Source organism: Pseudoalteromonas sp. SG43-1 (assembly GCF_014164415.1).
Taxonomy (GTDB): Bacteria; Pseudomonadota; Gammaproteobacteria; order Enterobacterales; family Alteromonadaceae; genus Pseudoalteromonas; species Pseudoalteromonas distincta.
In genome coordinates, this window is sequence record NZ_JACJFD010000033.1 from 29,686 (window position 1) to 48,508 (window position 18,823).

At 39.6% G+C, this 18,823-nt stretch carries 16 protein-coding genes, 1 pseudogene and 1 riboswitch; of the genes and pseudogenes, 11 read left to right on the forward strand and 6 right to left on the reverse strand.

Features of this window, described 5'->3' with window-relative positions:
• Window positions 1-15 precede the first annotated feature (15 nt).
• From carB to H5159_RS18510, 5 genes are all read left to right on the forward strand, one after another.
• Window positions 16-3,234, forward strand: coding sequence for a carbamoyl-phosphate synthase large subunit (carB, locus tag H5159_RS18490; protein WP_039487473.1), 3,219 nt, complete (start codon window positions 16-18; stop codon window positions 3,232-3,234).
• 48 nt (window positions 3,235-3,282) lie between these two features.
• Entirely contained in the window at window positions 3,283-3,759 is a 477-nt protein-coding gene (gene greA, locus H5159_RS18495; protein ID WP_004335404.1) for a transcription elongation factor GreA, read from the forward strand.
• A gap of 158 nt (window positions 3,760-3,917) precedes the next feature.
• Entirely contained in the window at window positions 3,918-4,976 is a 1,059-nt protein-coding gene (locus H5159_RS18500; protein ID WP_182780815.1) for a S66 peptidase family protein, read from the forward strand.
• Window positions 4,977-5,052: 76 nt separating this feature from the next.
• A riboswitch (FMN riboswitch) is annotated at window positions 5,053-5,224 on the forward strand.
• A gap of 246 nt (window positions 5,225-5,470) precedes the next feature.
• A complete protein-coding gene (ribB, locus tag H5159_RS18505; RefSeq protein ID WP_182780820.1) occupies window positions 5,471-6,124 on the forward strand; it encodes a 3,4-dihydroxy-2-butanone-4-phosphate synthase in 654 nt (217 codons plus the stop codon).
• A 276-nt stretch (window positions 6,125-6,400) separates the two neighbouring features.
• Entirely contained in the window at window positions 6,401-6,787 is a 387-nt protein-coding gene (locus tag H5159_RS18510; protein ID WP_096792863.1) for a hypothetical protein, read from the forward strand.
• 124 nt (window positions 6,788-6,911) lie between these two features.
• Here the strand turns inward: H5159_RS18510 and H5159_RS18515 are convergent.
• Window positions 6,912-7,163: pseudogene (locus tag H5159_RS18515) on the reverse strand (NAD(P)H-dependent oxidoreductase); the annotation flags it as partial.
• A 189-nt stretch (window positions 7,164-7,352) separates the two neighbouring features.
• Between H5159_RS18515 and H5159_RS18520 the strand changes: the two are divergent.
• Entirely contained in the window at window positions 7,353-7,793 is a 441-nt protein-coding gene (locus H5159_RS18520) for a T6SS effector amidase Tae4 family protein (RefSeq protein ID WP_232525520.1), read from the forward strand.
• Window positions 7,790-8,191 carry a hypothetical protein gene (locus tag H5159_RS18525; RefSeq protein WP_096792864.1) on the forward strand — a complete coding sequence of 134 codons (402 nt, stop codon included), beginning with the start codon at window positions 7,790-7,792 and terminating at the stop codon, window positions 8,189-8,191. The genes H5159_RS18520 and H5159_RS18525 overlap by 4 nt, the downstream gene beginning before the upstream one ends.
• Before the next feature lie 113 nt (window positions 8,192-8,304).
• On the opposite strand, the gene H5159_RS18530 is transcribed toward H5159_RS18525, so the two are convergent.
• Window positions 8,305-8,961: a nitroreductase family protein gene (locus H5159_RS18530; protein ID WP_004335410.1), complete on the reverse strand. Its 657-nt coding sequence runs from the start codon at window positions 8,959-8,961 to the stop codon at window positions 8,305-8,307.
• 362 nt (window positions 8,962-9,323) lie between these two features.
• The gene (locus H5159_RS18535) at window positions 9,324-10,349 is read right to left on the reverse strand and encodes a zinc-binding alcohol dehydrogenase family protein (protein WP_182780816.1); all 1,026 of its coding nucleotides are present in this window, start codon (window positions 10,347-10,349) and stop codon (window positions 9,324-9,326) included.
• 133 nt (window positions 10,350-10,482) lie between these two features.
• Between H5159_RS18535 and H5159_RS18540 the strand changes: the two genes are divergently transcribed.
• The 3 genes from H5159_RS18540 to rhlP are packed head-to-tail and all read left to right on the forward strand — an operon-like array spanning window position 10,483 to window position 12,619.
• The gene (locus H5159_RS18540; RefSeq protein WP_182780817.1) at window positions 10,483-11,418 is read left to right on the forward strand and encodes a LysR family transcriptional regulator; all 936 of its coding nucleotides are present in this window, start codon (window positions 10,483-10,485) and stop codon (window positions 11,416-11,418) included.
• A gap of 13 nt (window positions 11,419-11,431) precedes the next feature.
• Window positions 11,432-11,776, forward strand: a complete 345-nt coding sequence (locus H5159_RS18545; protein WP_138489301.1) for a lactoylglutathione lyase — start codon at window positions 11,432-11,434, stop codon at window positions 11,774-11,776.
• An 18-nt stretch (window positions 11,777-11,794) separates the two neighbouring features.
• Window positions 11,795-12,619: a rhombotarget lipoprotein gene (gene rhlP, locus H5159_RS18550; protein ID WP_409072622.1), complete on the forward strand. Its 825-nt coding sequence runs from the start codon at window positions 11,795-11,797 to the stop codon at window positions 12,617-12,619.
• Between the two features lie 69 nt (window positions 12,620-12,688).
• Here rhlP and H5159_RS18555 read toward each other — a convergent pair whose 3' ends face one another.
• From H5159_RS18555 to H5159_RS18565, 3 genes are all read right to left on the reverse strand, one after another.
• Window positions 12,689-13,579 carry a dienelactone hydrolase family protein gene (locus H5159_RS18555; RefSeq protein ID WP_182780818.1) on the reverse strand — a complete coding sequence of 297 codons (891 nt, stop codon included), beginning with the start codon at window positions 13,577-13,579 and terminating at the stop codon, window positions 12,689-12,691.
• A 228-nt stretch (window positions 13,580-13,807) separates the two neighbouring features.
• Window positions 13,808-16,957 carry an efflux RND transporter permease subunit gene (locus H5159_RS18560; RefSeq protein WP_182780819.1) on the reverse strand — a complete coding sequence of 1,050 codons (3,150 nt, stop codon included), beginning with the start codon at window positions 16,955-16,957 and terminating at the stop codon, window positions 13,808-13,810.
• 2 nt (window positions 16,958-16,959) lie between these two features.
• Entirely contained in the window at window positions 16,960-18,138 is a 1,179-nt protein-coding gene (locus H5159_RS18565) for an efflux RND transporter periplasmic adaptor subunit (RefSeq protein WP_024597428.1), read from the reverse strand.
• Between the two features lie 169 nt (window positions 18,139-18,307).
• On the opposite strand from H5159_RS18565, the gene H5159_RS18570 reads away from it, so the two are divergent.
• Window positions 18,308-18,571, forward strand: coding sequence for a YkgJ family cysteine cluster protein (locus H5159_RS18570; protein WP_008134548.1), 264 nt, complete (start codon window positions 18,308-18,310; stop codon window positions 18,569-18,571).
• Window positions 18,572-18,823: the final 252 nt, after the last annotated feature.

Genomic DNA, 18,823 nt, shown 5'->3' on the forward strand with positions numbered 1-18,823 from the left:
TTAACTGGAGTAATAATGCCAAAACGTACCGACATAAAAAGCATTCTTATCTTAGGCGCAGGCCCAATTGTAATTGGTCAAGCTTGTGAATTTGACTACTCTGGTGCTCAAGCGTGTAAAGCACTTAGAGAAGAAGGCTATAGAGTTATATTAGTTAACTCAAACCCTGCAACTATCATGACCGATCCTGAAATGGCCGATGCTACCTACATCGAACCAATTCACTGGGAAGTGGTAGAAAAAATTATTGAAAAAGAAAAGCCAGATGCAGTACTGCCTACAATGGGTGGTCAAACAGCATTAAACTGTGCACTTGATTTAGACAAGCACGGTGTATTGGCTAAGCACGGCGTTGAGCTAATTGGCGCAACGGCGGATGCAATCGACAAAGCAGAAAACCGTGAACGCTTTGACGTAGCAATGAAAAACATTGGCCTTGAATGTCCTCGTGCTGAAATTGCTCACTCAATGGAAGAAGCTAAAGATACAATGAGCCGAATTGGCTTACCATGTATCATTCGTCCTTCTTTCACCATGGGTGGCACCGGTGGCGGTGTTGCTTACAACATGGAAGAGTTTGAAGAAATTTGTGAGCGCGGTTTAGACTTATCGCCAACAAACGAATTATTGATTGATGAATCACTGATTGGTTGGAAAGAGTACGAAACAGAAGTTGTACGTGATAAAAACGATAACTGTATTATTGTTTGTACCATTGAAAACTTTGACCCTATGGGTGTTCACACTGGCGATTCAATCACCGTTGCACCAGCGCAAACGCTAACCGACAAAGAATACCAAATTATGCGTAACGCCTCTATGGCGGTATTACGTGAAATTGGTGTAGAAACTGGCGGTTCTAACGTGCAGTTTGGTATTAATCCTGAAGATGGCCGTATGGTTATCATTGAGATGAACCCACGCGTATCACGTTCATCTGCACTTGCATCAAAAGCAACGGGTTTCCCAATTGCTAAAATTGCTGCAAAGCTAGCAGTAGGTTACACGCTTGACGAGCTTCAAAACGATATTACTGGCGGTAAAACTCCAGCGTCTTTTGAGCCTTCAATCGATTACGTTGTAACAAAAATTCCTCGCTTTAACTTTGAAAAATTTGCCGGTGCTAACGATCGCTTAACTACGCAAATGAAATCGGTTGGCGAGGTAATGGCGATTGGTCGTAACCAACAAGAATCATTACACAAAGCATTACGTGGTCTTGAAGTGGGCGCAACAGGTTTTAACCCAATAGTTGCACTTGATGACCCTAAAGCGAAAGAAAAAATCATCCGCGAATTACGCGAGCCAGGTGCTGAGCGTATCTGGTACATTGCCGATGCAATGCGCCATGGTATGAGCGTTGATGATGTTTATGAGCTGACTAAAGTTAATCGCTGGTTCTTAGTACAAATAGAAGATATTTTAAAAGACGAAGCAAAAATTGGTGAAGTAGGTATGGCTGGTTTAAATGCCGACTTCCTACGTAAACTTAAACGCAAAGGTTTCGCAGATCCACGTATAGCTGAAATTGCTGGTGTATCTGAAGCTGAAATTCGTAAAAAACGTCACTTATTAAACATCGTGCCAGTATACAAGCGTGTTGATACGTGCGCCGCAGAATTTAGCTCAGACACAGCTTACATGTACTCATCTTACGATGAAGAGTGTGAAGCAAACCCAACAGATAAAGACAAAATCATGGTTATTGGTGGCGGTCCTAACCGTATCGGCCAAGGTATTGAATTTGATTACTGTTGTGTACATGCCTCGCTTGCGCTTCGCGAAGACGGTTATGAAACCATTATGGTTAACTGTAACCCTGAAACGGTTTCTACCGATTACGATACATCTGATAGACTATACTTTGAGCCAATTACACTTGAAGACGTACTCGAAATCGTACGTGTTGAAAAGCCAAAAGGCGTTATCGTGCAGTACGGTGGTCAAACACCACTTAAATTAGCACGTGAGCTTGAAGCGAATGGCGTTCCAGTAATTGGTACTTCACCTGATGCGATTGACCGTGCAGAAGATCGCGAACGTTTCCAACAACTTGTTGAGCGTCTGAACTTACTTCAGCCAGAAAATGCAACAGTAACTTCAACTGAAGAAGCACTACTTAAATCAGTTGAAATTGGTTTCCCACTCGTTGTACGTCCGTCGTATGTACTAGGTGGTCGTGCAATGGAAATTGTATATGATGAAGACGATTTACGTCGCTACATGACCGAAGCTGTATCTGCATCAAACGAAGCACCTGTATTACTGGACCGTTTCTTAGATAACGCAATTGAAGTTGACGTTGACGCGATTTGCGACGGCGAGCAAGTAATTATTGGCGGTATCATGGAGCACATTGAGCAAGCCGGTGTTCACTCTGGTGACTCAGCATGTTCATTACCAGCACATTCTTTATCGCAAGAAGTGCAAGATGTAATGCGCAAGCAAGTAACCGATATGGCGCTTGAGCTTGGTGTTGTTGGCTTAATGAATACACAGTTTGCTGTAAAAGATGGCAAAGTGTACTTAATTGAAGTTAACCCGCGTGCCGCACGTACTGTACCGTTTGTATCAAAAGCAACCGGTGTAGCGCTTGCAAAAGTGGCGGCTCGTTGTATGGCGGGTCAGTCTTTGGCAAGCCAAGGTATCACTAAAGAAGTGATACCTCCTTATTACAGCGTTAAAGAAGTTGTTTTACCATTTGCTAAGTTTCAGGGTGTGGATCCAATTCGTGGCCCTGAGATGCGCTCAACGGGTGAAGTGATGGGTGTTGGTGATACTTTCGCCGAAGCATTCGCAAAAGCACAATTAGGTGCAAGCAACACTTTACCACGCGGTGGTCGCGCGTTATTATCTGTTCGTAATAGCGATAAGCCACGCATTGTTGAATTAGCCAAGATTATGACCGACTTAGGTTTTGAACTTGACGCAACGGGTGGCACGGCACAAGCTCTTGAAGAAGCTGGCATTGAAGTACGACGTGTAAACAAAGTATATGAAGGCCGCCCGCATATTCTTGATTATATCAAGAATAAAGAGTACAGCTATATCGTTAATACCACCGAAGGTCGCCAAGCGATCGAAGATTCGAAGGTGTTACGTCGTGGTGCATTGCAAAATAAAACCAACTATACGACAACCTTGAACGCGGCTTTTGCTAACTGTACTGCTAACAAAGCAGATGACCGTAGTAAAGTAACGTCAGTTCAAGAGCTACACCTGCGATTGAACTAAGGAAATGTGCCAAGGCCAACTAGGGCCTTGGTGTTAAGTGAGAAAAGTATGCAATCAATTCCGATGACAGTTCGTGGCGCAGACTTACTGCGCAAAGAGCTTAACGAATTAAAAACAGTTACCCGTCCAAAAATTATCGCCGACATTGCTGTTGCGCGTGAACACGGTGACTTAAAAGAAAACGCTGAGTACCACGCTGCACGTGAGCAACAGGGTTTTTGTGAAGGTCGTATTCAAGAAATTGAAGCTAAACTTTCAAATGTTCAGATAATCGACGTAACTAAAATGCCAAATACGGGCAAAGTTATTTTTGGTACCACAGTAACTATAGTAAATGTAGATACGGATGCTGAAGTAAAGTATCGTATTGTAGGCGATGATGAAGCAGATATTAAAAACAACTTAATTTCTGTTAATTCACCGATTGCACGTGGCTTAATTGGTAAACAAGTAGACGATGCAGTGTCTATCCAAACGCCAAAAGGTATCGTTGAGTACGAAATCATTGAAGTTGAGTATCTTTAACGCATAACTCACTTTAACGTTTTAAATAAAAACCGATGTATCTACATCGGTTTTTTTATGCCCTAAATAAATCACTATACTGATAAGGGTGTTCATATTGCATAAAGAGTGAGCATGATGATATAGGTACATAATCACTTCATTAAAAGGAACACTCAATGGCTAATATACTTTACCCAGCGCCTTTAAAAGTAGGCTCTAAAATTGCTATTTGCTCGCTTTCATCTGGGCTAAAAGAAAAGTATCACGGACGATTAGATATAGTTATAAATGGACTACAACAACGAGGGTATGATGTTGTTGAAGGCGAGTTTTTACGTCAAAACAAACCACGTGAACAGCTTAATGCTAAAGCGCATGCTAAGCAGCTAATGGGTTTTTTATTAGATGATGAAATAGATGCGATTATGCCGCCAATGGGTGGTGAGCTGGCAATGGAAATACTGCCACTACTTGATTTTAACGCCATTAAAGAAGCAAAGCCTAAGTGGTTAGTTGGTTTTTCTGATGTGAGTACTATTGCATGTGCACTCACTGCTAAGTGCCAATGGGCAACCCTCCACAGCGCCAATCTTATGCAGTTACACCCAGATGAAAAAAATCCGTACAGCTTACAAATATTTGAAACTCTGACCTACGAAGCCGGTAGTAAGTTTGAGCAAGGTCCTTCTTCTTTATACCAAAAAAATAAGCCTAATTACGCGCAAAACCCGAACGAATTACTCAGCCCGAGTGAGCCTACAAACTGGCAATGTTTAAACTATGCAGATAAACGTACCATAGAAATGTCTGGTCGGTTATTTGGTGGGTGTTTAGATACCGTAGGTTTATTGCTCGACTCGCCATTTTTAGCGCTGCATGAGTTTAAAAAGGACAGTGCGCCCGAAGGGCTTATTTTATACCTCGAAAACTCAGAACTTACACCAACAACCGTTGCACGATTTTTACTGTCATTAAAATTAGCCGGTATATTTGATGATATCAATGGATTGGTTTTAGGGAGAAGTGAAATAACACAAGGTCATTACGATGCCTTTGATTATCGCCATGCATTAGATGTAGCGCTAGGTGGGTGTTTATTTCCTGTAATTTTTGATGCCGATATAGGGCACGTTCAACCTAACTTAAATTTGGTCAATGGTGCTACCTGTACGCTAGTTGCTGATATAAACGAAGGTATAGTAGATCGCGCATCGTTAAATATTCAACTTTCGTAGTTTTTATTGTATTTAGTTTTGAAAAACAAATAAATACAAGCGTATAATATGCCTACAGTAAGTGCTAATGCTTACTGTAAATTCTCAGGGCGGGGTGAAATTCCCCACCGGCGGTATGTTTAATGTTTTTTATGACTTAAACGAGCCCGCGAGCGCTTTATTTAACTTATTTTAGGTTAAGTAAAGGTCAAGCAGATCTGGTGAGATGCCAGAGCCGACGGTTACAGTCCGGATGAAAGAGAATATGGCTTATTATACTAAAACCAATTTTATTAAAGACATGATCCTTGTATCGCGTTAAGTGAGCTATTTTTCTTTGCGCTATAATTAGTCACTAATTTAATGTTATTGGTATAACAGTGTGCGCTGCATTTTGCTGCGTGCTTTTTGTTATTCTATTTAAGCTATTTTTGTAGTGATCGCTTTAAATTTAAGTGATGTATTACTGATCCTTTCACAGTCCTGAATCTATTATTTTTATTTGGAATATAATGATGATTCAGTCTCTACTTACTCAATTCGGCGAAAGCCATACCCGCGTACAAAGCGCAATCACTGCAATACAGCAAGGCCAAGGCGTACTTGTTGTTGATGATGAAAACCGTGAAAATGAAGGCGACTTTGTTTTTTCAGCTGAGCATTTAACGACTTCTCAAATGGCCGAAATGATCCGCGAAGGCAGCGGCATTGTTTGCTTATGCATGGGGGAGGAACGCATTAAACAGCTCGATTTACCGCAAATGGTAGCTAACAATACGAGTCAAAATAACACCGCTTATACAGTCACTATTGAAGCTAAGCATGGCGTTACAACAGGCGTGTCTGCTGCTGATAGAGTAACTACTATAAAAGCAGCGACAGCGGATAATGCAAAACCAAGTGATTTATCGCGCCCAGGGCATGTATTTGGTTTAAAAGCACAAACGGGTGGCGTATTAGTGCGTCGCGGTCATACCGAAGCATCAGTTGATTTAATGCAACTTGCCGGCTTAAAACCATTTGGCGTAATTTGCGAACTTACTAATCCCGATGGTTCAATGGCGCGCTTACCTGAAGTGAGTGATTATGCTAATAAGCATAATATGACCGTGGTTTCTATTGAAGATCTCGTGCAATACATTCAAGCTGCGCAGCTTAAAGTAGGTTAAATTACTATTTTATCAGCCTTAGATATATTAAAAGCACGCACCTGTTGCGTGTTTTTATGGGCCTAACTTGCTCTTAAAATATAATAATCACTTGTTTTTATTTACGTTATTTAAGAAGCTTAGCGAAGGAATTGCACTTTCTGTAGCCGCTACATACAGTACTCTATAAGGAATTACCCCATTAAAATAGATTATTCTAACTATACACTTGAAGAATTGTTCGATGTAAAAGCTAATATAGATAAAGATAAATACACTGAGAATTTCAATGCATTAATGGCTGAATTTTTAAAAAGAGAAAACGAATTAAAACACTATAATGATGCGATAGAAAAAGAGGCTGAGGCTAAAAAAATATTACGAATGACCAGCTGCTCTAATAAAAGAATAGCGGGTGTGTTTTTATTTGGTTTGTGTATCAGTTTACCCTTATTGTTGTTCGCTGAACTGTCGATTTTAAGCACGATTAATCAATTTTACAGCGTGGTACTTTTACTTATGGTGGGGTTACCTTTATTGCATTCTTTTCGTTATGGCTGGACACTATCTAAATACGGTATAGTGACTGTAACCGACGATGTGTTTTCCTTCACTGTAATGCAATTTTTTTATAGCTGTACTTTTTGTTCAATACTTTTGCTTACCATATTAAGGTGGCCTTAACAGTTACTGCAGCACATTAGTACAGAGTAATATGCTTGGATCCTTTACTGAATATGAGTTGTATTTATAAATGTATAAGCGAAAAAATAGCAGCTGATATAAACCAGCTGCTTGGTTTGAAAAATTATAAAACTTGAATAACTTGCTCTTTAGCTAAACGTGATTTAGGTAATTTGGCATTATAATCTTCTGCGTCATCATGGTAGCCAAGCACTAAAGCTACATCACAAATGTAACCATCTATCTCTTTTTCAAAAACTTCGCCAATCAGCTCGGCATCTACGCCTTCCATTGGAGTTGAATCAATCCCTAAGCGTTCTGCTGTATGCATTGTATTACCAAGCGCTATGTAAGTTTGTGCTTTAGTCCACCTCGAATAATTGTTATTTTTTAAGAAAACTTCCAGACTTTATTTGAGAGGCTAATTAAAGTGTGTGACATTACATGTTAACTGTCAGTGCTAACGTTATAGTATAAGTGAAAGATAGTACGGCTTATTTTGCTTTTGTAAGCGAGTTAATGCCATGCTATATTGACGTTAACTTATATAAAAGGAATTAATAATATGATCGTTAAATTTAATAAACTTTGGTCTAATCATCCATATCCTGACGCACCTTGTGATAAATCTCTGTTTGGAAATCAATGCGCTATTCGCATGGGGGTTGCGCTAGAAAAGTCAGGAATAGATACTTCGTCTTTTGATAGTATGTATCCTCAACGCCGGTGCTACCCTGGTTTAAAGCATAGTCCTAGACATATCTTGGCAGCTCAGGAGCTTGCAAATTGGATTGACTCTCCTCGTAGCACTGCATTTGGTACTAAAAAAGTAATTAAAGGGGGCGCTTTATCCAAGTTGAAAGATAAAAAAGGAATTATATTTATAATGAATGGCTGGGGTAATACTGATCACATTGACTTGTGGGATGGGGAGTACCTAAAGGGTGGTAACACAGATTGGCTGAATTTAGGTGATGAGATCTGGTTTTGGGAAATTTTAGTATGAGAAATAAATTAACATTTAGCTCTATGTTACTTTTATTTTCTTGTTCAAATATAAACGCTGGCATACTTTTAGATGCTGAAATTTGCGAAGTTTCAATGGACAATAATAGTGAAAAACTACAGTTGTCACCTCCATGCTCATTAGTCAAAACTGAAAATGGCAAGAAAAATTTTTTTCAATTTAATGAAAGTAAAATTTATATTATTTCTGGAGCCCCGGCTAAATTAGAGAAATTAAAAAGATGGTCAGTAAAAGAGAGTGATAGATGTTCACTGGAATATCAGGCTGTTATAGTCGTTAGTAATAAATTTTCTCTATCTAAACTGAAAGATAAAGGTTTAGTGTGTCCTGATATTGGTTTAGATGAAAAGTTTTATCAACAATTTGTCCAATATTAATCTATGAAAGAGTAGTACAGTTTTCTCGCTTACTCCATATACCTTACGGATTATAAAAAACCACTTATTATAATAAGTGGTTTAATTGAAAACTGTTATTAATATAGTATTACTTATAAAACCTGAATAACTTGCTCTTTTGCTAAGCGAGATTTAGGTAATTTAGCATTATAATCTTCAGCGCTATCATGATAGCCAAGTACTAATGCGACGTCGCATACGTAACCATCAAGTTCTTTTTCAAAGACTTCGCCAATCAGCTCGGCATCTACGCCTTCCATTGGGGTTGAATCAATGCCTAAACGTGCAGCGGCATGCATAGTGTTACCCAGTGCAATGTAAGTTTGTGCTTTAGTCCACTCTTCATTAACGCCTTGCTCATCAGTATTCATATCAACAAACGCATAAGCACCAAAAGCTTGTTCGCGATTTTCTGCTTTAGTACGGCCATTTTTAATATCTGCATCAATAACTTGTGCGTAGTCATCGCGGGTATATTTAGGATTGTGAGCGAACAATATTATATGCGAAGCTGTTTTAATATGTGGCTGGTTAAACGCAAATTTATTAGCAAATGTACTATGCATACGCTCTTTAGCCTCATCTGATTCAATTACGATGAATTTCCAAGGCTGCGAGTTAATAGATGATGGAGATAGGCGCATAGCTTCGTAAATAACGGCTAAATCGTCTTGAGATACACGTTTCGTTGCATCGTAACGTTTTGCTGTGTAACGCTTTTCTAAGTCATTAATAATAGGGTGAGTCATTAGTTTCTCCATTGAATAGGTGTTTTACCAGTATTTACTATGTTGAGTCAGTTTTAGTAAAAACAAACCCTTTTAAAAATTTATTACAAAAATAATATCGTGTTTTTAAATCACTCTACTTATTTAATTCAATTGATATCTACGTAAAGTAAGGCCTATCAATATAGCTAGGTACGGATAGTAGTGGGTTATTACAATATGATAAACAGGTATATGGTTGAATCATTATCAAATATTATTAGGTAATAGTTTCTTTAATAAATATAAATACAGCCATAGCCACCCCGAAATATTGGCTGAAGACACCAATTACATTGGTGCCTTCAATTAATTCAGGCAGCGCGTATTTAGTATTTATGGAATTAAAAATCTTCCAACACTATTTTTCCAATAGAGCGACCTTCTTCAAGTTCTGCGTGTGCAATACGCAGGTTAGCCGCATTTATAACGCCTAAATTTTTACCAATCGTTGTTTGAATATGGCCCTGATCAATTAACTCAGCGACATGATTTAATAACTTGCTTTGCTCAATTAAATCTTTGGCATTAAACATTGAGCGGGCAAACATAAATTCCCAATGTAGCGATAAGCTCTTCATTTTTAATTTACTAACATCTAATGACTCAGGATCGTCAATCATTGCAATTTTACCAAAGGGTGCAAGTACCTCTGTATACGCTTCAAAATAAGTATCAGTACTGTGCAGACTTGCTACATGTGTTACCGAGCCAATGTTTAATGCATCAATTTGAGCGGGTAATGGTTTTGTATGATCAACAACATAATCTGCGCCTAGTTTTTTAACCCATGCTTGTGAGCTTTCACGCGATGCAGTGGCAATCACAGTTGCGCCAGTAATCGCTTTAGCAAGCTGGATAAAAATAGAACCAACGCCGCCTGCGGCACCTGTTACTAAAATAACTTCGTCTGATTTTGTTGTTGAATCAGCTGCTTGTTTTACAATGTTTAAATGCTCAAATAATAATTCGTACGCTGTTATTGCAGTAAGGGGTAATGCAGCAGCTTCAGCATCGTTTAAGCTTTGTGGTTTGAACCCTACAATGCGCTCATCCACTAATTGAAATTCTGCATTACTACCTGGGCGGGTAATATCACCTGCGTAGTAAACAGCATCGCCAGGTTTAAATGCCGTTACAGCATCGCCGGTGGCAACAACTTCACCAACGGCATCCCAACCAATAACTTTTACTTCACCATCAGCAGGGGGCATAGATGCACGCACTTTGTAATCTGCTGGGTTAACTGCAATAGCTTTAACTTTAATTAATAAATCGCGACCTGTTGCAACTGGCTGTGGTAATTCAACATCAATTAACGATTCAGGATTAGAAACAGGAAGAGATTTTTTATAACCAATGGCTTTCATAATAAGTGTCCTAATTTGTTTACATATAAGGTGCAAGCCATGCTTTGGCTAGCTGATGGATATATAGTAGACCTTGCTTTAATATAGATAAACCGCATAATTGTTGAATCATTATCAAATATAAATAGATAATATGAACATAGAAGATTTAAAACTTATTTTAAAAGTAGCTGAGTTTAGAAGTATTACGCTCGCAGCTGCTAAGTTAGATATGCGTACAGCCACAGCAAGCGCTGCTATTAAACGTGTTGAGGCAGCCCTTGGTAGCGAGCTGTTTGTTCGTACAACACGTCATTTAAGGTTGTCGGCTGCTGGGGAGCGCTACATACCACAATGTGAGCAGGCTTTAGCTGTACTTGAGCTTGCAAAGCAAAATCTAAAAGGTGAGCACGACGAAATTGAAGGGGAGTTGCGGGTTGCCCTTTCATCTGACTTAGGCCGTAACTTAGTGATCCCATGGATTGATGAACTCATGGACACTTATCCAAAGCTAAGTTTAAGAACGCATATAAGTGATAGTAATATCGACTTTTACCGTGACTCAGTTGATATAGCGCTTCGTTATGGCTCGCCTAATGATGCTAGCGTTTATGGATTCAAAATTTGTAACGTACCGCGCTTGTTATGTGCAACTGACGAATATCTCTTACAAAACGGGGCTCCCATGCATCCCGATGATTTAGCGTCGCATCAAGGTTTGTTTTATCAGTTGCAGGATATTATAAATAATACGTGGGAATTCACCGATGGTGAGTCAAAATATAAAGTTAAAATGAATGGCAGGCGCGCCTCAAACGATGGCGATTTAGTAAGGCGCTGGTGCGTTGCTGGTAAAGGCTTGGCTGTAAAATCAGCCCTTGATATAGCCGATGATTTACTCAATGACAGGGTGGTTACTGTAATGCAAAATTATCAACATGTTAATGGTGAACTTTGGCTTATTTGCCCAAGTAGGCAGTCAATAACCCCTGCGGTGCGTTTACTACGTGATGTATGCAGAGCAAAATCCCAAGCTATTCTGCAACAGTTGGTCAATAAAGGAATTATTGATAAAAGCGTACTGAGCTAATTAAGGAAGAGTTATGCAAGTTGATGATATTAGAGTTTTTATTCCCTGTAAAAATTATGAACAATCTCAGTGTTTTTATAAAGCGCTTGGATTTAAGATTGAAGATGCCTCAAATGATTTATGTGTGTGTACCTTTGGCGAATGTACGTTCTTTTTACAGCGTTATTATAATAAAACGTTTGCTGAAAACTTAATGCTGCAACTTTGTGTGTTAAATATAGATGAAGCATACGAACTCATTAGTAATCTAAACGGTTTTGATATCCGCTTTGAGGGTATAAAACAAGAACCTTGGGGTAGCGTTATTTACTTATGGGGACCATCGGGTGAGCTTTGGCACGTAACTGAATTAAATTAAAAACAAAAAGGAATAAATGTGAAATTTAATACATATATAATTATTTTTATGGCGACCTTACTTGCTTCTTGTAGTTCGTTTGTGAGTAACAATACAGGTAAAAATACGCAATCTAGTAGCTTAATGGACTTCTTATATCCTGATCAACAAAGCCGCTCTACCTATAAACCTGAAATACCTGTTTTAAAACTCCCTGTTACCGTCGGAATTGCATTTGTACCGTCTAAAAACTGGCAGCCAGACGGGTTAGAGACCCAAAACCAAGTCGAATTACTTGAAAAAGTAAAAAAGTCATTTCTACAATATGATTACATTGACCGCATTGAAGTTATACCAAGCACCTATTTAAAGGGTGGTGAAGGTTTTGCAACACTCGAGCAAGTCGGGAGGCTTTACGATGTAGATGTAATGGCACTGGTTTCATATGATCAAGTTACGCAATCGTATGAAAATAATGCAGCCTTACTTTATTGGACAATAGTGGGTATGTACGTTATTCCAGGTAATGAAAATACAATTCAAACCTTTGTGGATACAGCTGTTTTTGATATTAAAAGCAGAAAAATGCTATTTAGAGCACCAGGTATAAGTAAACTTGAAAAAAGAACAACAGCAATAGGTATTGATGAAACGTTATCTGAAAAGTCGGCAGAGGGCTTTAATCTAGCGGTTAGTGATATGAGTACTAATTTAGATGCAGAACTAGCAAGGTTTAAAACACGTGTTAAAGAAGAAAAAATTGCAAAAGTCGAAAATAAAGATGGCTCTAGTAGCGGTGGCTCTTTGAGTATTTATTTACTCGTTTTGTTGTCGTTATTAGTTATGCGTAGCAAAAAAATTTAAAGTTGATAAAAAACTAAGTATTTTTAATAATGCCACCGGCTTAGAGCTGGTGGCATTATTTTTTATTAGCTAACTTAGCTTTTTATTAAAAAACTCAACGGTACGTTGCCATGCAAGCTCGGCATTGTCTTTATCATATCGACCTGTAGAGTCGTTATGAAAACCATGATTTGCCTCTTTATACATATGCATAGTGTATTCAACGTTATTAGCTTTTAAATCTTGTTCGTACTGTGGCCACGATGCGTTTACACGTTTATCCAGCTCGCCTAATTGAATCATTAGCGGCGCTTTAATATTTTTACGTAAACTTTCACTGGCTGGGGTGCCGTAAAAAGGCACGCCTGCGCTGATTAAATCACTATCTACTGCCGCTAAATAATTAACAATGTAGCCGCCAAAACAAAAACCAACAGCGCCTAATTTACCGTTACTGTTAGCATGTGATTTTAAAAAGTGCGCTGCGGCAACAAAATCGTTTTGAATTTTAGCGCGATCCATGGTTTTTTGCATAGCGCGTCCTTCATCATCATTACCAGGGTAGCCACCCAGTGGAAAAAGCGCGTCGGGTGCAAATGCAATAAAGCCCACTTTAGCTAAACGCCTTGCTACATCCTTTACGTACGGGTTTAAACCACGGTTTTCGTGTATCACGAGTACAACGGGAAGCTTGCCTTCTATGTTTTTAGGGATTGCTAAGTAACCTTTGCCTTTACCGTGCCCATCTGGCGAATCGAATTCTTCGTACGTTGCTTTAATATCGTCGTCATTAAACGACACTTGTTCAGCCAATGCGTAATTAGGTAATAATGCTGATGTAAGTACAGCCATCGAAAAGCCAAGTGCAGCAAGGCCACCGAGTTTTTTCATAAAAGTACGTCGGTCCATTAAACCGTGGGCGTATTCGTCATACCAATCAAAGGCTTCTTGAGGAATGTGATCAGAGGGGGATGTATTCATGGCTGTTCCTTAACTTTATTATGTCTATTTATTATTTAAATACCATAACGTATTAGGGATAAAAAACGAGCAATATTTCTCTCAATTATTAGGATTGTTAATAAACCCTGCTTGTTAAACAATGGGTAGTAGAGACAGTATTAGCAAATAGGTGAATATTATTTTTAAGCTAAAAATAAAAAGCTCGGCATAATATGCCGAGCTTTTTTGGTTGGGATGTTACTTAATTTAGCTATTTGTAGGCGCTGGTTGGGCATCTAATAGTGGTGGCTTGCCACGCATTTTACGTACTAATCGTTTAGCATCTTCTAGTGCAACATACTGGCACGGTATAAGTATCAGTGTAATTACTGTGGCAAATAACACACCAAAAGCAAGTGATACAGCCATTGGGATAACAATTTTAGCTTGTAAACTCGTTTCAAAAATAATTGGCATTACACCAATAAAGGTAGTGATTGAGGTGAGTAGTATTGCTCTAAAGCGACGAGCACCGGCTTGTACTACAGCATCTTTAATTGCAACACCTTCGGCGCGGGCTTTGTTTACAAAATCAACCATAACGAGGGAGTCATTTACGACCACACCCGCTACAGCAATAATGCCAAACATCGATAAGCTACTCATGGTCATACCTAAAATCATATGCCCAAACATCGCGCCCACTACACCAAATGGAATAACCGACATTATAATGAGTGGCTGCGAGTAAGAGCGAAGTGGAATCGCTAATAAAGCAAATATAATCATCATTGATATACCAAAGTCACGAAGCTGTTCTGAAGCGCTATCCATCTCTTCTTGAATGCGCCCAGCTACATCACTTGTAACGCCAGGGTAGCTTTTAAGTAATGTTGGTAAGTATTCGTCACGAATTTCCTCAGCAATCGCAAATGGTTCGGCTTTGTCGGTATTTACCGCAGCCCATACGTTTACAGTACGTTTAGAGTTTTCGCGGCGAATACGGTTTACACCGTCAACCAGCTTAACTTCGGCTACCTCACTTAGCGGTACTTCAGCGCCAGTAGGTGTAATAATACGCACACTTGCTATGTCACTTATTGAATTACGTTCGTCTTCTGGATAGCGGATCATGACTTTAATTTCTTCGCCTTCACGCAATATTCGCTGCGCTTCTAAGCCGTAGTAACTAAAGCTAACTTGCGACGCTACATCAGCAAGCGTTAAACCCATGCTGTAAGCGAGTGGTTTTAAATCAAGTTGTACTTCGTCGGTAGCGCTTTGCATTGAATCGTTTACGTCGCCAACGCCTTCCATTGTTTGTAATTTAGCTTTTAATTTACCTGCTACTTCTTTTAGCTCGTCAGCATTTTTGCCTTCAAGTTTAAAGCTAACGTCGCCATCATCTCGACCGCCATTCATTATACTGTCTTGAATGGTCATGGTTTTAATGCCCGGTAAAGCGGGCATTTGCTCGCGCCATAATGCACTTAGAGCAAAGGTGTCGATAGGGCGTAAATCAGGCTCTACCAAAATAGCCATAATATTTGCTTCAGTTCGTCCGCGAAGGCTTACCGATAAATCGCGGATCATCGGTTTACCGTATTGCTCTTGTAGTTGCTGATCGACCTTTAATAACACGCTTTCTATTTTACGTGCAGTTTCAAGTGTTGCTTGCTCAGATGAAGCAAGGTTCATCTCTATATCAATACGTGGAAAGTCGTGCGGTATTTTAGGGTTTGGTACAAACTTAACTAAACCACCTGCAAACATACCTGCGCTTACAATAAGCAAACACATAAAGCCAACAATTACGGTATAGCGGTAGTGAATACAGCGGCCAACAAAAGGAAGGTAGTAGTTATTCACAAAGCCTTTTAAACCACTATCAATCACCATACGTAAGCGATGTAATAGATTTTTAGGATTTGGTTTACGCGGGTTCATTGCTGCAATATGCGCAGGTAAAATTAGTTTTGATTCAATGAGTGAAAAAATCAAACATAAAATAATCACGCCACCAATGGCCTTAGAAAAAGCAGCGCCAGGGCCTGTTGCCATTGTTTGCGGTAAAAATGCCGCAATGGTAGTTAATACACCAAAGGTTGCTGGCATCGCAACACGTTTAACACCGCGTACTACGTTATCAAGTGTGTGGCCGTATTTTTCTATTTCGGCACTGGCTGACTCGCCCACAACTATGGCGTCATCAACAACAATCCCGAGTACAAGTATAAAGGCAAAAAGAGAGGCTAGGTTAATTGTTACATCTAAAAAGCCAATAGGCATAAACAAAAAGGCGCCCAGAAAAGACACCGGTAAGCCCATCATTACCCAAAATGCTAAGCGTAGCGGTAAAAATAGTGCCAGCACTATCATTACTAACAAGCCACCCCAAATCATGTTATCGACCATCATATCGAGTCGACCTTCAAGGTAGTAAGTTAAATCAACAATAGGAGAGAGCTTAACGCCTGCAGGTAAAAGTGGCTCTTTAGTTGCCATGTAGCTTTTAAGTACTTTTGCTACATCGGTAATGTCTTGATCTTTTGATGCGTTTACTTCAAACGAGAGTGAATTCTTACCATTGTATTTTGAATATTGTAGACCTTCTTCAAAGCCATCATTAATAGTTGCAACATCGCCTAAATAAATTTGTGCGCCATCAGCAAGGGTAATAAGTGGCAGTTTTTCAAACTCAAAACCACGGTAGGCTTGTTTTTCAACACGCATCGAAATATAACCATTTTCAGAGCGTATTTGTCCCGCCGACATATTTGCCGAAAAGTTTTGCACCGCGCCTGCAATATCTCTAAATGTTAAGCCATATTCGCGCAGTTTATCGGGGCTGACTTCTATACCAATTTCGTATTCTAAGCCGCCGTTAAAATTAACAAGATTCACGTGAGGCAGTGCTTGTAGCTCGTCTTTTATATCGTTGCCAAGCTCTTTTAACTGGTAATTACTCATGTCGCCGTAAAGCGCGAGTATCATTACCTCTTGCTCAAACTTATCGCGGCGCACAACAGGGCGCTCCATCCCCGCAGGAAAGGTGTTTATTGAATCAACTTGTACTTTAATTTCATCAAGTACTTCTTGTGGATTGTATTGCTCTTCTATTTCAATCCAGGCTTGTGAAAAACCACGGTTAGAGTAAGTAATTAGGCGTTTAATGCCTTCAATACCTTCGAGGTTTTCTTCAACTTTTATGGTTATGCCTTCTTCAACCTCTTGCGGGGCTGCACCTGGGTAAACTGCTTGTACGCTTATCCAGTTGCTTTCAAACTGTGGGAACATTTGTTTGCGAATGGTCATCGCCATTAAAATACCGCCCACTAATATAAATATCATTAGTAGGTTGGCTGCAACGGGATTTCGGGCAAACCATGCTATTAACCCTGTTTCACGAGTGTTCATGATTATTCCTCTTTCAGCGCAAGTTGAGTTACATCAGTTTTATCAGGCGCAATATCTTCAATTTTTACTGCCATACCTTCAGTTGGGTATTCAAGCGCTGAGGTAACAATTTGCTCGCCATTGTTTAACCCTTGGCTGGCTATAATCATGCCGTTTTGTTCGCGTATAATATTGAGGGTTTTAAACGACAATGTTAAATCGTCATTTAAAATTACAATTTTATTATCTTTAACTAAATGGTGCGCAACAATAATTGCGTTATCAAGCGGGCGACCTTCAATGGTAGCGTTAATGTACGAACCAAAACGAAGAGGGCGTGTTTTATCGCCATAAGGTGTTGCAAGTTGTGCTACCAAATAGCTCATGCGGCTTGTTTGATCAACCACACCTTCGGTGCGAATTACTTTGGCTTGCCACATTGTTTGTTTACCTGCGTATTCTGCGTTAAATGTAACATTTGAGCCTACGCCACCATTTTTTAAATATTGCAGTTCTTGATCGGCAACCGGTAAACGTACCTCTGCAACTGAGGTTGCACTCAATGCACCAAAACTATTACCTGGGTTTACTACTGAACCCAAGCTAATTGTGCGCTCATTAATAATGGCATCATAAGGGGCTTTAATATAAGTACGCTCAAGATTGCGGCTAGCACGCTTAACACTTGCTTGAGCAGAGCGGTAACGCGCTAATTTTTCTGCCAGCTGTGGTTTTCGTAAATAAAGTTCTGATGCAATAGCGTCGCTTGAGTCTGACTTAATGCGCTCCCACTCAGCTTGAGCGACATGTGCTTGCGCGCGTTCTATTTCAAGTGCTGAGCTTGCTTGTGCTAAACCTGCTTGTGCTTCAATAAAGTCTGCCTCGTAATCATTTGCATCAATTCGTGCTAAAATATCGCCTTGCTTTACAAACGCGCCTTCAACAAATTGATCCGATACCGAAATAACTTGCCCGCTAACTTGTGCTATTAGCTCGGTACGATACTTGGGTTTAACAATGCCGTACGATTTAACATCGAGCGTTATAGAATCTAAAAGTACGCTTTGTGTTGCTACTAAAGGACGTAAATCTTGCTCTGGCTTTTCTTCAGGTGGCTGTTTCATCATCTTAAAGGCTATAGCTAGCGCAATGCCGCCTGCTAAAACAGCGATTGGGAGTATTATTTGTTTTGTAGTAGCCACAAGGCATTCCTTCATAATTGGTGGTGACAGAGCAATAATACGCAATAAAGTGTTTACAAGCTGTTTTAAGATGTAACAAAGCATTACATATGTGTGTTACAACTCGCTATGCGACTAATTAAGTTCCTAAAAAGAAATTAAAGTAAGTGTTTTTTATTCAGAGGAAATTATGAAAACCGAATCGATGAATTGCAGGCTAGGCTGCGGCGCATGTTGTATTGCGCCAAGTATTAGTTCGCCTATTCCAGGTATGCCAAATGGTAAAAAAGCCGGAGAGCGCTGTATTCAGCTAGACGAACGTAATTTATGTAAGTTATTTGGTGATGAAAGTCGGCCTAAAGTGTGTAGCGATTTTAGCGCCACGTTTGATGTGTGCGGGTCAACAAACGCGCAAGCCCTAGCGCTTATTACAGAGCTCGAAGAGCTCACTTAGTGAGCTATTAAAATACACATATATTTACACTTATTTATTACTGTGTTTTTATTTTAAGTAATTAAAAGCTGCGCTTTTCACGCGAGCAAGCTCTGCGTTTACCGCCAAGGTGTAGGTTTGTGTCTGTTTTGTAGATACCATCTCTCATTTTAAGCTTCAAGGCCGTATTTAACTTTCTTGGAGCTTAAACGCTTCCTGGTTTTTTATTACACCAAAACATATATGAATTAGCTTTCGCATATTTGCACACAC

Coding starts and splice junctions, on each gene's coding strand:
- H5159_RS18570 (WP_008134548.1), top strand. CDS start 18,308: ATGAAAACCGAATCGATGAATTGCAGGCTAGGCTGCGGCGCATGTTGT.
- carB (WP_039487473.1), top strand. CDS start 16: ATGCCAAAACGTACCGACATAAAAAGCATTCTTATCTTAGGCGCAGGC.
- H5159_RS18535 (WP_182780816.1), bottom strand. CDS start 10,349: ATGAAAGCCATTGGTTATAAAAAATCTCTTCCTGTTTCTAATCCTGAA.
- H5159_RS18530 (WP_004335410.1), bottom strand. CDS start 8,961: ATGACTCACCCTATTATTAATGACTTAGAAAAGCGTTACACAGCAAAA.
- greA (WP_004335404.1), top strand. CDS start 3,283: ATGCAATCAATTCCGATGACAGTTCGTGGCGCAGACTTACTGCGCAAA.
- H5159_RS18510 (WP_096792863.1), top strand. CDS start 6,401: ATGGCTGAATTTTTAAAAAGAGAAAACGAATTAAAACACTATAATGAT.
- ribB (WP_182780820.1), top strand. CDS start 5,471: ATGATTCAGTCTCTACTTACTCAATTCGGCGAAAGCCATACCCGCGTA.
- H5159_RS18525 (WP_096792864.1), top strand. CDS start 7,790: ATGAGAAATAAATTAACATTTAGCTCTATGTTACTTTTATTTTCTTGT.
- H5159_RS18520 (WP_232525520.1), top strand. CDS start 7,353: ATGATCGTTAAATTTAATAAACTTTGGTCTAATCATCCATATCCTGAC.
- H5159_RS18500 (WP_182780815.1), top strand. CDS start 3,918: ATGGCTAATATACTTTACCCAGCGCCTTTAAAAGTAGGCTCTAAAATT.
- H5159_RS18555 (WP_182780818.1), bottom strand. CDS start 13,579: ATGAATACATCCCCCTCTGATCACATTCCTCAAGAAGCCTTTGATTGG.
- H5159_RS18545 (WP_138489301.1), top strand. CDS start 11,432: ATGCAAGTTGATGATATTAGAGTTTTTATTCCCTGTAAAAATTATGAA.
- H5159_RS18540 (WP_182780817.1), top strand. CDS start 10,483: ATGAACATAGAAGATTTAAAACTTATTTTAAAAGTAGCTGAGTTTAGA.
- H5159_RS18560 (WP_182780819.1), bottom strand. CDS start 16,957: ATGAACACTCGTGAAACAGGGTTAATAGCATGGTTTGCCCGAAATCCC.